Source organism: Agromyces sp. NPDC029043, from assembly GCF_055564615.1.
This window is the reverse complement of record NZ_JBVHVX010000004.1, coordinates 195,267-209,848: the sequence shown is the minus strand read 5'-3', so window position 1 is coordinate 209,848 and position 14,582 is coordinate 195,267. Positions and strand designations below refer to the sequence as shown.

Genomic DNA, 14,582 nt, shown 5'->3' with positions numbered 1-14,582 from the left:
GAGGTGGCGCATGCGGCCGATCGAGGTACGCGACCTGCGCAAGGCGTACGGCGACGTGCAGGCCGTCGACGGGGTCTCGCTCGAGATCGACCGCGGCGAGCTCGTCGCGCTGCTCGGCCCGAACGGCGCAGGGAAGACGACCGTCGTCGAGATCCTCGAGGGACACCGCACCGCGGACTCGGGCGACGTGCGCGTGCTCGGGCACGATCCCGCACGGCGCGAGCGGGCGCTGCGCGAGCGCATCGGCATCGTGCTGCAGGAGGCGGGATTCGACGAGGATGCGACGGTCGCCGAACTCGTGCGACTGCACCGCAACCTCTATCCGCGCCGGCTCGATGCCGACGCCGTCATCGACCTCGTCGGGCTCGCCGCCAAGCGGTCGGCGCGCGTGCGGACCCTGTCGGGCGGGCAGAAGCGCCGGCTCGACCTCGCGCTGGGGCTCGTGGGCGATCCCGAGGTGCTCTTCCTCGACGAGCCCACGGTCGGCTACGATCCGGAGGCCCGCCGGCAGGCCTGGTCGATCGTGCGCGACCTGAAGGCGAAGGGCACGACGATCCTGCTCACGACCCACTACCTCGACGAGGCCCAGCACCTGGCCGATCGAGTGGCGGTCGTGGTCGCGGGCCGGCTCGTCGCGCTCGGCACGCCGGGCGACCTCGCCGCTCGCGGCAGGGCGACGGTGATCGAGTTCCGCACCGACGGTTCGACGGATGTCGCGGTCGCGACCGGCGACGAGATCACCGCGCCGGCGGGGCTGCGCGCCGCGGTCGGCATCGGACCGACGATCGAGCGCGACGGCGCCGCGTGGCGGGTGACGACGGATGACGCCGCGCGCACCCTCCACGCGATGACGACCTGGTCGTTCGAGCACCGGGTGCCGCTCGACGAGCTCGAGGTGCGCCGCCCCACGCTCGAGGACGCCTACCTCGAGCTCGTCGGCGAGCGTGCCGTGCACGCGGGAGCCGACGAGGCGGTGCCCGCGTGACCTCCGCCCCCGAGGCATCCGTCGCCGCTGGACCGCCGCCCGCGGTCGAGGCCGGTCGGCCGGGGCCGGCCGCGCTCCTGGTGCGCCGGAGCGCGCACGACGTCCGGTCGCTGTGGCGCGCCCGGATCGCCTTCGTGTTCACGTTCGGCCTGCCCCTCGTGTGGCTCGTGCTCGTCGGCATCGTCGCGGGCAACGCCGTCATCGACGAGTCGACCGGACTGCGCGTGATGCAGTTCGCGACGCCGACCGCGCTCGCGATGGGCTGCCTGTTCGCGACGCTGCCCTCGATCGCGACGACCGTCGCCGAGGACCGCGAGACGCTCGTGCTCAAGCGCCTGCGCGGCACCCCGCTGCCCGGCTGGGCGTACGTGGCCGGCAAGGTCGTCGCGGTGACGCTGCTCGGCGCCGCGGCGGTCGCGGTCGTGCTCGCCGTCGCGGTCGTGGCGTACCGCGTGACGGTGCCGGGCGAGGCGGTGGTGCCGCTCGTCGTCACGGTGCTCGTGGGCCTGGCGTCGTTCAGCGCGCTCGGCATCGCGATCGCCTCGCTCGCGCCGTCGGCCCGCGCCACCGAGGCCATCACGGTGGGCGCGGCCGTCGTGCTCTCGTTCATCTCTGGCGTGTTCATCATCGGCGGATCGCTGCCGCAGTGGATCGAGGACCTCGCGTGGATGCTGCCGCTGAAGCCGTTCGTCGACTCGCTCCAGGAGCTGTTCGACCCGTACGACGACGCCTCGGCGTGGAACCTCGGCAACCTCGCGATCATCGCCACGTGGGGCGTGGGCGGCGTGATCGTCGCAGCGCTCGCGTTCCGCTGGGAGCCCCGCCTCCGCCGCCGACCGCAGGCGCGTGCCGCCACTCCCCCCGCTGGTCGAGGAGGACCGCAGGCCCGTGGCGAGGTCCCCGCACCCGCGGAACCCCGCCCCAGCACCCCCTTCACGCGCACGCTCGGTCAGCTCGGCGCCGCGCTCCGCTCGACGGTACGCCGACCGGGCGACCTGTTCTTCTCGATCGGCATCCCGGTCGGCCTGCTCTGGCTGCTCGTGACACTGCAGGGCGCGGGCGAGCGCGACGGCATCCCGATCGTCACCTCGACGGCCGCCGCGATGTGCGCGTGGGGCGTCGGAGTGGTCGCGTTCATGAACACGGCCGAGTGGGTGGCGCGCTCGGCCGAGCGCGGACTGCTCAAGCGGCTGCGCGGCACACCGCTCTCGATCGGGGAGCTCGGCGCCGGCCGCGCGGCGGCGGCCGTGCTCGTCGCGTGGGCGATCGCCGCGACGCTGCTGCTCGTCGGCGCGCTCGCCTTCGAGTTGCGCACCACTGTCGGCGGGCTCGCGCTCAGCGCCCTCGTCATCGTGCTCGCCGTGGCATCGCTCGCCGCGTGCGGGCTCCTGCTGGCGACCGCGCTGCCCGACGCGCGCGCCGCCGGGGCCGCGGCGCTCATGATCCTCTTCGTCGTCGCGTTCGTGTCCGACATCTTCCTCGTCGGCGGTCCCGACTGGATGCGCGCGATCGGCGCGATCTTCCCCCTCGCGCACGTGAGGACGGCGTTGCTCGACGCCTGGCGGCCCGACGGGCCGGCAGTCGCGTGGGTCGCGCTCCTGGTGCTCGCCGCCTGGGCGCTCGGGGCGGCCGCCGCGACCTGGCTGCTGGTCCGCGCCCGCGGCGCTGCGTGGAGCGCCGCGCGCGAGCTCAGTCGCGCGCCGCGGCGAGGAGCCGATCGAGCCACGCGGTCGCCGTGACCTCCGGGCTGTCCTCCCCGTACTCGTAGGCGTGCGAGCGCATCCGGTCCCGCGCGGCCGTCAGGTGCGCGACGGCGTGCGGATGGCGCAGCTCGCCGCCCGGCACGTGCCGGAGCACCGCGAGCGCGAGCGTGTAGCGGTCGAGGCCGTTCATCCGGAGCATGTCGAACGGCGTCGTGGTGGTGCCCCGTTCCGCGAACCCGTGCACGTGGAAGCTCCCGTGGTTCGGCTGCCGGTAGGCGAGCTGGTGGATGAGCGACGGATACCCGTGGAAGGCGAACACGACGGGCGCGGCATCCGTGAACACCGCCGCGAACTCGTCGGCCGGCAGGCCGTGCGGATGCTCGTCGGGCGCTCGCAGTCGCATCAGGTCGACCACGTTGACGAACCGCACCCGCAGGGACGGCACCGACTCACGCAGCAGCTCGACCGCGGCGAGCCCCTCGAGCGTCGGCACGTCGCCCGCCGTGGCCACGACCGCGTCGGGCTCGCGCCCCTCGACCTCGGTGCCCGCCCACGCCCAGACGCCGAGGCCGCGCTCGGCGTGCGCCCGCGCGGCCTCGTACGAGAGGAACGACGGCTCGGGCTGCTTGCCCGCGACGATCACGTTGACGTGGTCGCGGGAGGCGAGGCAGTGCTCGGCCACGGTGAGGAGGGAGTTGGCGTCGGGCGGCAGGTACACGCGCACGACGTCGGGTCCCTTGTTCACGACGTGGTTCAGGAAACCCGGGTCCTGGTGCGAGAAGCCGTTGTGGTCCTGCCGCCACACGTGGGAGCTCAGCAGGTAGTTCAGGGACGCGACCGATCGTCGCCACGGCACCTCGTCGGCGACCTCGAGCCACTTCGCGTGCTGGTTGAACATCGAGTCGACGATGTGGATGAACGCCTCGTAGGAGGCGAGCAGGCCGTGGCGCCCGGTCAGGAGGTAGCCCTCGAGCAGGCCCTGCAGCAGGTTCTCGCTCAGCACCTCGATCACCCGCCCGCTGCGGCCGAGGCGGCGGTCGACGGGGAGGCGCGCGGCCATCCACTGGGTGGAGGTGACCTCCCACACCGCGTCGAGCCGGTTGGACGCCGTCTCGTCCGGCCCGAACAGCCGGAAGTCGTGCGGGTTGCGCCGCATCACCTCGGCGAGCCACCCTCCGAGCACGCGCGTCGACTCGACGGTGGCGCCCGGGTCGACGCGATGCGCCGCGGCATCCGGCAGCACGAGGTCGCGGAGCAGTTCGCCGCCGTTCGCCGCGGGTGTCGCGCTCATGCGCGCCTCACCGCGCGGCCGGCACTCGTCGAGCTCGGGCGCGGGCGCGCCATCCGCCGTGAACAGCTCATCGGGCCGGTACGACCGCAGCCATTCCTCGAGCAGCCGCAGGTGCGAGGCGTCGTCGCGCACGCCCGAGAGCGGCACCTGGTGCGAACGCCACGTGCCCTCGACGGGTTCGCCGTCGACCTCGCGCGGGCCGGTCCAGCCCTTGGGCGTGCGCAGCACGATCATCGGCCACGCGGGTTGCGGACGCTCCGGGTCACCGGCGTGCTCGGCGCGGATCCCGTCGATCCGGTCGAGCGCATCGTCGAGGGCGCTCGCGAACGCCTCGTGCACCCGCATGGGCTCGACGCCGACATCGCCCTCGACCAGCACCGGAGCGTATCCGTAGCCGCGGAACAGCTCGAGCAGCTGCGACTCGGGCAGGCGCGCGAGGACCGTCGGGTTCGCGATCTTCCACCCGTTCAGGTTGAGGATCGGCAGCACCGTGCCATCCGTCGACGGGTTCAGGAACGCGTTGAGGTGCCAGCTCGCGGCGAGCGTGCCGGTCTCGGCCTCGCCGTCGCCGACGACGCACGCGACGAGGCGGTCGGGCGCGTCGAGCGCCGCGCCGAACGCGTGCGCGAGCGAGTACCCCAGCTCGCCGCCCTCGTGAATCGACCCGGGTGTCTGCGGCGCCGCATGCGAGGGCACGCCGCCGGGCGTGGAGAACTGGCGGAACAGCTCGGTCATGCCCCGCTCGTCGAGCGACACGCGCGGATACCGCTCGGTGTACGTGCCCTCGAGCCAGGCGTTCGCGAGCATCGCCGGCCCGCCGTGGCCGGGGCCCGCGATGTACAGCGCCCGCAGCGCGCGTTCGCGGATCGCGCGGTTCAGGTGCGCCCAGACCAGGTTCAGCGCCGGCGCGGTCCCCCAGTGCCCGAGCAGTCGCGGCTTGACGTGCTCGGGGGCGAGCGGATGGCGCAGCAGCGCGTTGTCTCGCAGGTAGATCTGGCCCACGCTCAGGTAGTTCGCCGCCCGCCACCATCGGTCGACCGCGGCGAGCTCGCGCGTCACGCGGCGGTCCACCCCACGACCACGGCCTCGACGGACGTGTGCGGCACGACCACGACGGGGCCGGCGAGGTTCATGAGCAGGTCGGTGTTGGTGCGCCCGAGCGGAAGGAACCCGCGGCTCGGCACGCGTCGACCCGTGACGGTCAGCACGGCGCGCCGGGAGATGCCGATGAGCGCGCCCGACGCGGGGTCGGCGGTCGTGCGCACCTCGATCGCCAGGCCCGGGTGCACGGCGGCGGCGAGGGACGCCGCGCGCTCCCCGATGCTCGAGCGACCGGCGCCGCCGTCGGCCCGGAGCAGGACGAGCGGCTCCCCCAGCCGGCTCGCCTCCCCCGCGGCGAAGCGGACCGCGTCGTCGCTGTCCACTCCGTCCGCCACGCCGACGGCGACGCCACTGCGCCCCCGCCATGAGGTGACCGGGACCACCGCGCTCGGGGTCACCGACACCGCTGCCAGTTGCAGGCTGCGCGAACCGAGCGCGTGCCCGTGGAAGTAGCCGACCTTGTGCGTGCCGACCGCCACGAGGTCGGCCTCGCGCGCCGCGTCGGCGAGCGCGAGCATCGGGCTGCCCACCTGGACGGCGCTCCGGATCGCGATGTTCGCGCCGAGGTTCCGCGCGAACGCGAGCTCGCGCTCCGCCCGCTCCTCCGCCGTGCGCTTCAGCTCCGCGAGCGCGGAGCCGCCGACGGACCCCCATTCGTCGTCGACGATGGTGACGAGTGCGAGGTCGTCGCGGGTGGTCCGCGCCCGCTCGAGCGCCCAGGTGAGGGCGGCCCGGCTCGCGACACTTCCGTCCGCCCCGACCAAGATCGTCATGGAGCAAGCATCCGGTAGGCCCATTGCACCGAGCGGGGTCTTTGGTCCCTCGTGCGCCGTCGACACGCCGGATGCTACAGTTTCGCCATCCGTCGGGATGGGGGGACCATCACCCACGCGTCGCCGCTGTCATTCCCGGAGGGGCCTCGAGTCGAGCTCGATCGGGCCCTCCGGGACCTCGTCGAGCGCGCAGACGAGCTGATGCGCACGCAGGGCCGGCTCCGCGCCCTGCTCCGGGCGACCCAGGCCGTCGTCGAGCAGATCGAGCTCGCCGAGGTGCTGCGCCGCATCGTCGAGGCGGCCGTCGAGCTCGTCGACGCCGAGTACGGCGCGCTCGGCGTGCTCGCGCCGCAGGGCGGCCTCGAGGAGTTCATCCACGTCGGCATGCCCGACGATGCGGTCCGTCGCATCGGCCACCTGCCGGAGGGGCACGGGCTGCTCGGCGCGCTCATCGACCATCCCGACCCGATCCGGCTGCGACGCATCGGCGACGATCCCCGCTCGGTCGGGTTCCCCCCGAACCATCCGCCCATGGGCAGCTTCCTCGGCGTGCCGGTGCGCGTGCGCGACGAGGTCTTCGGCAACCTGTACCTCACCAACCAGCGACAGGGCGAGTTCTCCGAGGAGGACATCGAGCTGACCTCCGCGCTCGCCGCCGCCGCGGGCGTCGCGATCGACAACGCGCGGCGGTTCGCCGAGGCGCGCATGCGCGAGGCGTGGGCCGCGGCATCCGCCCAGGTCGTCTCGGCACTGCTCACCGACCCCGACACCGAGGGCACGGCCGCGCTGCTCGCCGACGAACTGGCCTCGCGCGGCGCCGCCGATCGGATCGCCATCCTCGTCCCGGCCGAGGACGATCACGACCTGCGCGTGATCGAGGCGCGCGGCAGGGATGCCGATGCGATCGCCGGCGCGGTGATCCCCTCCGACCGCACGCTCGCCGCGGTCGTCCTCGAGGGCGGTGAGACGCGCGCGACGCCGGGCGGGCGGATCGACGGCCTCGCCGACGCGCTGGCGCTCGAGCACGACGGGCATGTCGGCCCGGCGCTGTTCGTCGTCGTCCGCGAGGCCGGCTCGCCCCGCGCCGTCATCGTCGCCGGGCGGACCCCCGGGACCCCGCACTACACGCCGGCCGAGATGCGCATCGCCGACGACTTCGCCGAGCGCGTGTCGCTCGCGCACGAGCTCGCCGGCGCCCGCGAGGCGCAGCAGCGCACGATCCTGCTCGAGGACCGCGCCCGCATCGCGCGCGACCTCCACGACCACGTCGTGCAGCAGCTCTACGGCGCCGGTCTCGACCTGCAGGCCGTCGCGTCGGGCTCGCGCGACCCGGCCAACTCGCGCATCGAGTCGGCGGTCTCCGCGATCGACGACGCGATCGCGCAGGTCCGCACGATCGTGTTCGCGCTCACCCCGCGTGCCGACGGCGTCCCCACGCTGCGGCACCGCGTGCTCGACCTCGCGGCCACCGCCTCGAGCCATCTGCCACAACCCGTGGCCGTCACCTTCAGCGGCCCCGTCGACCTCGTCGCGGAGGGCCGGCTCGCCGACGAGCTCACCGCGTCGGTGCGCGAGCTGCTGTCGAACGTCGTGAAGCACTCGGGGGCGGCATCCGTGCACCTCACCGTGGCGGCGGTCGACGGCGAGGTCACGGCCGACGTCACCGACGACGGCCACGGCATCGAGGTCACGGCCCGCCGCAGCGGGCTCGAGAACCTGCGCGTGCGCGCCGAGCGGCTCGGCGGTTCCTTCCGGATCGAGACGGGCGCTCGCGGCACGCGAGCCCGGTGGTCGGTCCCCGTCCCCATCGAGGAGTGAGAACCATGACCCGCGTGTTCCTGGTCGACGACCACGAGATCGTCCGTCGGGGCGTCGCCGAGCTGCTCGAACGCGAGCGCGACCTCGAGGTCGTCGGCGAGGCCGGCACGGTGGCGCAGGCGCTGGCGCGCATCGAGGCGACGTCGCCCGATGTCGCGGTGCTCGACATGCGGCTGCCCGACGGCGACGGCATCGACCTGTGCCGCGAGCTGCGTTCGCGGCATCCGGAACTGGCTTGCCTGATCCTGACGGCGTACGACGACGACGCCGCCGCCATGTCGGCCGTGCTGGCCGGTGCGGCCGGGTACGTGCTGAAGAACGTGCGCGGCACGACCATCGTCGAGGACGTCCGCGCGGTGGCGAAGGGGCGCACGCTCATCGACCGCACGGTCTCGGCGAAGGTGGCCGAGCAGGCTGCGCGCGACGACCACGACGACCCGAGGTTCAGCGCGCTGAACCTGCGCGAGCGGCAGGTGCTCGCGCTCATCGCCGACGGCCTCACGAACCGCCAGATCGGCGAGGAGCTCGGCCTCGCCGAGAAGACCGTGAAGAACTACGTGTCGGGCCTGCTGTCGAAGCTCGGCTTCGAGCGGCGCACGCAGGCGGCGATCTACCAGCTCGAACGCCGCAACCACGAGCCCGCCTGACGCGCCCGGCACCGATCCGCGCCGCTGAGGCGCTGCGCGCACTTCTTCTCACCCCGGATGGCAACCCCCTGTCGGCTGGCGTGCCCCCGTGCTGGGCTGACCGCTCATCCGTGAACGCCAGGCGAGAGGAGCCACGATGCGCGCGATGGTCTACCGAGGGCCCTACAAGGTCCAGGTCGAGGAGAAGGAACGCCCCCGGATCGAACATCCGAACGACGCGATCGTGCGGGTGAGCCTCGCCGCGATCTGCGGCTCTGATCTGCACCTGTACCACGGCATGATCCCCGACACCCGCATCGGAACGACGTTCGGCCACGAGTTCGTGGGAGAGGTCGTCGAGATCGGGCCGTCCGTCGAACGACTCCGGCCCGGCAACCGCGTCATGGTGCCGTTCAACATCTTCTGCGGGTCCTGCTACTTCTGCGTGCGCGGCCTGTACTCCAACTGCCACAACGTCAACCCCAACGCCACGGCGGTCGGCGGGATCTACGGGTACTCGCACACCAGCGGTGGCTACGACGGGGGCCAGGCCGAGTACGTTCGCGTGCCGCTCGCCGACGTCGGACCCTCGATCATCCCGGACTGGCTCGATGACCGCGATGCCCTGTTGCTGACGGACGCCCTGCCGACCGGCTACTTCGGTGCGCAGCTCGGCGACATCGCGCAGGGCGATACCGTCGTCGTGTTCGGGGCCGGCCCGGTGGGCCTGTTCGCCGCCAAGTCGGCGTGGCTGATGGGGGCGGGTCGCGTCATCGTGATCGATCACCTCGAGTACCGGTTGCAGAAGGCTCGAGAGTTCGCGCACGCGGAGACGCTCAACTTCACCGAGGTCGACGACGTCGTGGTGGAGATGAAGCGCACGACCGACTGGCTCGGCGCCGACGTCGTGATCGACGCGGTCGGCGCCGAGGCGGACGGCAACTTCCTGCAGCACGTCACCTCGGCGAAGTTCAAGCTGCAGGGCGGCTCGCCCGTCGCGCTGAACTGGGCGATCGACTCGGTGCGCAAGGGCGGCACGGTGTCGGTGGTCGGGGCGTACGGCCCGCTCTTCAGCGCGGTCAAGTTCGGTGACGCCATGAACAAGGGCCTCACCATCCGCACCAACCAGTGCCCGGTCAAGCGGCAGTGGCCGCGTCTGCTCGAGCACATCAAGGCCGGCTACCTGACGCCGCGCGACATCATCACCCACCAGATCCCCCTCGACGACATCGCCGAGGGCTACCACATGTTCTCGGCCAAGCTCGACGACTGCATCAAGACCGTCGTCGTTCCGACCGCGGCCTGAACGAAGGAGATCACCATGCCCTACACCGCCGACGCGCACCTGCGCCGACCCGACCCGGACGAGCTCCGACGCCGAATCCCAGGTTGGGGTGCCGACCTCGACCCCGCCGACCGTCCGTCGTATCCTCGTGAAGCGACGCTCTCCCCGGAGGACAACGGCGCGCATTGGGATCTCCCCGAGCGACAGCCCGAACTCCAGCCTCGGGAGCGTTCGATCGAGCACGGCATGCTACCGCCGGTGTTCGGTACCACTGCCCCGCTGCGTGGCATCGCCGGTGCCATCCGCCGGTTCGCCTACGAGAACTACAGCGAGGCCCGGGCCGCGCACTGGCTGCTGCTGGTGCTCGGCGACCGCGTCGACGCCGCCACGCAGCACGTCGCGTCCCTGGCCTCGACCCGTCCGGACAACCCGATCACGCAGACCGGCGTGCTCAGCGAGGCCCGCCGGCACGGGATCTCCTCGCGTTTCGGGGTGGGTCGGGCCGACACGGCGCACCAGTGGATGGACCCGCTGATCGTCGTCGCACCCTGGGTGGTGACGGCGGTGGGGGTCGGCCTGCTCGCGCGCACGGTCCGTCGAGAGTCCACGCGAGGAGACGAGGCGCTCGCCGAGTGACCGGCGGCGACCTGGAATGCGGGCGAGGGTGCGCCCGTTGCAGCCATCAGGTAAAGTTGTAGCTACAAGTAATGACTGGAGTTCCTGATGGACGAGCGCATCCTCAACCCTGCGACCTCGATGGGCGCGGTGACCCTGCGGGTCGGCGACCTCGAGGGCATGAGTTCCTACTACTCCAACGCCCTCGCGATGGAGCCGCTCGAGGAGCACAGCCGCGACCGCGAGGTGCACCGCGTGCTCGGCCGCGGCACGACCCCGCTCGTGCGGCTCATCCACACGCCCGACCTGCCGGGCGTCGACCCGCGCCAGCCTGGCCTCTTCCACACGGCATTCCTGTTCGACGACAAGGCGAGCCTCGCCGCGACCGTCCTGCGCGCCGCGCAGGATCCGCGCAGCCGCTTCGTCGGTTCGAGCGACCACCTCGTCAGCGAGGCCTTCTACTTCACCGACCCCGAGGGCAACGGCGTCGAGCTGTACACCGATCGCGACCGCAGCACGTGGATCCACGACGGCGAGCAGATCCGCATGGCGACCGCCTACCTCGACCCCAACGCCTACCTGCAGCAGCACCTCACGCAGGCGGCCGTCGACGCCGGCCCCGCACTCGCCGGCAAGGTCGGGCACGTGCACCTGCAGGTCGGCGACCTCGCCGCCGCGAGCGACTTCTATGTCGACGCGCTCGGCTTCGAGACCACGCAGTCCGGCTACCCGGGCGCGGTCTTCGCGTCGGCCGGCGGCTACCACCACCACATCGCGATGAACACCTGGAACAGCCGTGGCGCGGGTCCGCGCGCGGTGAGCCTCGGTCTCGGCGACGTCTCGGTGACCGTGCCCGGCCGGGAGGACCTCGACGCGCTGGTCGCCCGCCTGCAGTCGCGCGGCCTGCAGTTCGCCGACGACGGCCGCTCGGTCGCGGTCGCCGATCCGTGGGGCACGCACGTCACCGTCGCGCTGCCCGACCTCACGACCGAGGAGCTCCTGGCCCGATGACGATGCTGCTCGACCTCCGGTCCGGCGACCTCGGCAGCGCGGATGTCGCGACCCCACGCGCGGTCGCGCTGCTGCTGCACGGCTTCGGCTCGAACGAGCGCGACCTGGCCGGCCTCATGCCCGCCCTCGGGCTCGACCTTCCGTGGGCGTCGCTGCGCGCACCGCTGCCCGCCGGTCCGGGTGCCGCGTGGTTCCAGATCACGACGCCGGGCAGCCCCGACGCCGCGCCAGTCGAGGCCGCGACCGCCGCGATCTGGGCGTGGGTCGACGAGCACCTGGATGCCGCGACCCGCGTGGTGCCGATCGGCTTCTCGCAGGGCGGCCTCATGGCGACGCAGCTGCTCCGCACACGCCCCGCGCGCGTGCTCGCCCCGGTCGTGCTCGGCGGCTTCGTGCTCGGCGCGCCGCAACCCGCCGACGCCGGGCTCGAGACATCCCGGCCCGCCGTCTTCTGGGGTCGCGGCGCGGAGGACCGCGTCATCGCCGCGCACGCCGTCGCACGCACAGCCGAGTGGCTGCCGCGGCACGCGACGCTCGTCGAGCGCGTCTACCCCGGTCTCGCCCACGGCATCAGCGCCGACGAGCTCGCGGATGTCCGCGCCTTCCTCGACGAGAACCTCTCCAGCTGACCCGGCAGCACTCGCGCCGTCGAGCATGGAGCACGCTGGGAGCGCGTCGGAGGTGCGGGTTAGCCTGCGGGCATGGCAACGGATGGCGCCGCCTGCACCGCCGTCGACGAGCGCGGCCAGTGCACCGCGCCCGCCGACCCGCACGCGCCGCTGCGGTTGTGCACGACGCACCTGCTCGTCGCGCACGACTGGGTGGCGCGCGACGAGGGCGTGATCGACGTGCTGCCCGGCGCCTGCCTCGTGTGCGGCTCGCGCGTGGGCGTTCGATACCCGTCGGGGTGGGTGTGCGCCGTGTGCGAGTGGCGGCTCGGCGACGTGCCCGACCCCGAGCTCCCGCCGCCGCGCGTCGACGTCGTCTACTACGTGCGATACCGCGAGCGCGTCAAGATCGGCACGTCATCGAACCCGCGGCAACGCCTCGCCGTCATCCCGCACGACGAGGTGCTCGCGTTCGAGCGCGGCGGGCGGCTGCTCGAGCAGCGTCGGCACGCCGAGTTCGCCGCCTCGCGCTGGCCCGGATCGGAGTGGTTCCGGCTCGACGACCCGCTCGTGCGCCACATCGCCGAACTGGCCACGGGCGTCGAGGATCCGTGGGACCGCTACGAACGCTGGCGCAGCGAGGAGCTCGCGCGCCGCGCCTGACGTTCCGCCGGCCGCCCCGGCCGGCGAGAGTATGCCGAACGTCGCCGAGCGCGCGCCGATCACGTCGATCGGCATACTCTCGCGCCGGCTCGCCGCCGGAGCGGCGGCCACGGCGGCCGCGGCGAGCGCGGTCAGCGCTTGGAGTGGCGCGGCTTGCGATACGGCGTGTCGTCGTCGCGCGGGCCGCGGTCCCCAGCGTCGTCGCGGCTCGCCCCGCGGTCGTCGCCGTAATCCCGCGGGCGACGCGCGGGGCGGCGGTCGGCGTCATCCCACGAGCGCCGCCGTGGACGGCCTGAATCGGGCCGCAGCTCGATGAGCTGACCAGAGATGCGGGTTCCGGCGAGCCGGTCGAACACATCGGCCGGCAGGTCGGCGGGCAGCTCGACGAGCGAGAAGTCGGACTTGATCTGGATGGCGCCGAAGTCGTCGCGCTGCAGGCCGCCCTCGTTGGCGAGCGCGCCGACGATCTGGCGCGGCTGCACGCGCTGTCGCTTGCCGACGGCGATGCGGTACTGCGCCATCGGCTTCGCGTTCGGGCGCGGGCGCCGCTCGGGCCGGTCGCCCCGGTCGCCCCGCTCGCCGCGGTCCGCGCGATCGGCCCGGTCGCGATCGAACCGCTCCCGCACCGGCCGTTCGGGCTCGGGCTCGAGCAGGAGCGGCGACTCGCCCTGCGCGACCACGGCGAGCGCGGCCGCGACATCGGCCTCGGGCACGTCGTGGTGTCGCACGTAGTGCGCGATGATGTCGCGGAACCCGTCGATGCGCTCGGTCTGGCCGAGGGCCGAGGTGATGCGGTCGTCGAAGCGCGCGAGGCGCGTGACGTTGACGTCCTCGACGCTCGGCAACTGCATCGGCGTGATCGGCTGCTTCGTGGCCTTCTCGATGCGGGCGAGCAGGCCACGCTCGCGCGGGGTGACGAAGCTGATCGCGTCGCCCGTGCGGCCCGCACGGCCGGTCCGGCCGATGCGGTGCACGTACGGCTCGCTGTCGGTCGGGATGTCGAAGTTCACGACGTGGCTGATGCGCTCGACGTCGAGGCCGCGGGCCGCGACATCCGTCGCCACCAGGATGTCGAGCTTGCCCGACTTCAACTGGTTGACCGTGCGCTCGCGCTGCGCCTGCGCGATGTCGCCGTTGATCGCCGCGGCCTCGTAGCCGCGGGCCCGCAGCTTCTCGGCGAGCTCCTCGGTGACGTTCTTCGTGCGGACGAAGATGATCATGCCCTCGAAGTTCTCGACCTCGAGGATGCGGGTGAGCGCGTCGACCTTCTGCGCGTACGAGACGACGAGGTAGCGCTGCGTGATGTTGGCCGAGGTCTGGGTCTTGGTCTTGACCGTGATCTCTTCCGGATCGTGCAGGTACTGCTGCGACATCCGCCGGATCATCGCGGGCATGGTCGCCGAGAAGAGCGCGACCTGCTTGTCGTCGGGGGTGTCGGCGAGGATCGTCTCGACGTCCTCCGCGAAGCCCATCTTGAGCATCTCGTCGGCCTCGTCGAGCACGAGGTACTTGAGCTCCGAGAGGTCGAGGGTGCCCTTGTCGAGGTGGTCCATGATGCGGCCGGGGGTGCCGACGATGATGTGCACGCCGCGGCGCAGCGCCGAGAGCTGAACGCCGTACCCCTGCCCGCCGTACACGGGCAGGATGTGCACGTGCTTGAGGTGCGCGGCGTAGCGCTCGAACGCCTCGCAGACCTGCAGCGCGAGCTCGCGCGTGGGGGCGAGCACGAGCGCCTGCGGGGTCTTCTGCGACACGTCGAGCCGCGCGAGGATGGGCAGCGCGAAGGCCGCGGTCTTGCCCGTGCCGGTCTGCGCGAGCCCGACGACGTCGCGCCCCGCGAGCAGGGTCGGGATGGTGGCGGCCTGGATCGCCGACGGTGTCTCGTAGCCGACGTCGTCGAGCGCCTTCAGGACCGGGCCCTCGAGTCCGAGGTCGGCGAACGTCGTCTGAGGGGGCTCGGCGGGAGCCTCGGCCTCGACGGGGGCATCGACGGAAGTCACGCTTCAGGGTAGTCCGCCTGCCTGTGAGCGAGCGGATGGCGCGGAGCCGCGCCGGCCGAGGGGCGCCAAGTGTGCGCCATCCGTTCGCGGACTGCAAGGGGGT

12 protein-coding genes are annotated in these 14,582 nt (G+C 72.8%); 9 read left to right on the top strand and 3 right to left on the bottom strand.

Annotated elements, in window-relative coordinates; translation table 11 throughout:
- Positions 1-10: 10 nt before the first annotated feature.
- Together ACZ4TW_RS07800 and ACZ4TW_RS07795 are read left to right on the top strand one after the other, a co-directional pair.
- Positions 11-985 (top strand): ABC transporter ATP-binding protein, encoded by a 975-nt coding sequence (locus ACZ4TW_RS07800; protein ID WP_465541755.1) that lies wholly within the window; start codon positions 11-13, stop codon positions 983-985.
- Entirely contained in the window at positions 982-2,724 is a 1,743-nt protein-coding gene (locus ACZ4TW_RS07795) for an ABC transporter permease (protein WP_465541753.1), read from the top strand. Before ACZ4TW_RS07800 ends, ACZ4TW_RS07795 begins: the two co-directional genes overlap by 4 nt.
- On the opposite strand, the gene ACZ4TW_RS07790 is transcribed toward ACZ4TW_RS07795, so the two are convergent.
- Positions 2,675-5,038: a phosphoketolase family protein gene (locus ACZ4TW_RS07790; RefSeq protein ID WP_465541751.1), complete on the bottom strand. Its 2,364-nt coding sequence runs from the start codon at positions 5,036-5,038 to the stop codon at positions 2,675-2,677. The genes ACZ4TW_RS07795 and ACZ4TW_RS07790 overlap by 50 nt on opposite strands.
- Positions 5,035-5,853 carry a universal stress protein gene (locus ACZ4TW_RS07785; protein ID WP_465541749.1) on the bottom strand — a complete coding sequence of 273 codons (819 nt, stop codon included), beginning with the start codon at positions 5,851-5,853 and terminating at the stop codon, positions 5,035-5,037. The genes ACZ4TW_RS07790 and ACZ4TW_RS07785 overlap by 4 nt, the downstream gene beginning before the upstream one ends.
- Before the next feature lie 201 nt (positions 5,854-6,054).
- On the opposite strand from ACZ4TW_RS07785, the gene ACZ4TW_RS07780 reads away from it, so the two are divergent.
- From ACZ4TW_RS07780 to ACZ4TW_RS07750, 7 genes are all read left to right on the top strand, one after another.
- Complete coding sequence (locus tag ACZ4TW_RS07780; protein WP_465541747.1) at positions 6,055-7,671, top strand: GAF domain-containing sensor histidine kinase; 1,617 nt, start codon at positions 6,055-6,057, stop codon at positions 7,669-7,671.
- Between the two features lie 5 nt (positions 7,672-7,676).
- Entirely contained in the window at positions 7,677-8,318 is a 642-nt protein-coding gene (locus tag ACZ4TW_RS07775) for a response regulator (protein ID WP_465541745.1), read from the top strand.
- A gap of 136 nt (positions 8,319-8,454) precedes the next feature.
- Positions 8,455-9,603, top strand: a complete 1,149-nt coding sequence (locus ACZ4TW_RS07770) for a zinc-dependent alcohol dehydrogenase (RefSeq protein ID WP_465541743.1) — start codon at positions 8,455-8,457, stop codon at positions 9,601-9,603.
- A 15-nt stretch (positions 9,604-9,618) separates the two neighbouring features.
- Positions 9,619-10,218 (top strand): hypothetical protein, encoded by a 600-nt coding sequence (locus ACZ4TW_RS07765; RefSeq protein WP_465541741.1) that lies wholly within the window; start codon positions 9,619-9,621, stop codon positions 10,216-10,218.
- An 87-nt stretch (positions 10,219-10,305) separates the two neighbouring features.
- Positions 10,306-11,208, top strand: coding sequence for a VOC family protein (locus ACZ4TW_RS07760; protein ID WP_465541739.1), 903 nt, complete (start codon positions 10,306-10,308; stop codon positions 11,206-11,208).
- Positions 11,205-11,837 carry an alpha/beta hydrolase gene (locus tag ACZ4TW_RS07755; protein WP_465541737.1) on the top strand — a complete coding sequence of 211 codons (633 nt, stop codon included), beginning with the start codon at positions 11,205-11,207 and terminating at the stop codon, positions 11,835-11,837. Before ACZ4TW_RS07760 ends, ACZ4TW_RS07755 begins: the two co-directional genes overlap by 4 nt.
- A 72-nt stretch (positions 11,838-11,909) precedes the next feature.
- Entirely contained in the window at positions 11,910-12,479 is a 570-nt protein-coding gene (locus ACZ4TW_RS07750; protein WP_465541735.1) for a GIY-YIG nuclease family protein, read from the top strand.
- A gap of 131 nt (positions 12,480-12,610) precedes the next feature.
- Here ACZ4TW_RS07750 and ACZ4TW_RS07745 read toward each other — a convergent pair whose 3' ends face one another.
- Positions 12,611-14,479 carry a DEAD/DEAH box helicase gene (locus ACZ4TW_RS07745; protein WP_465541733.1) on the bottom strand — a complete coding sequence of 623 codons (1,869 nt, stop codon included), beginning with the start codon at positions 14,477-14,479 and terminating at the stop codon, positions 12,611-12,613.
- Positions 14,480-14,582 lie beyond the last annotated feature (103 nt).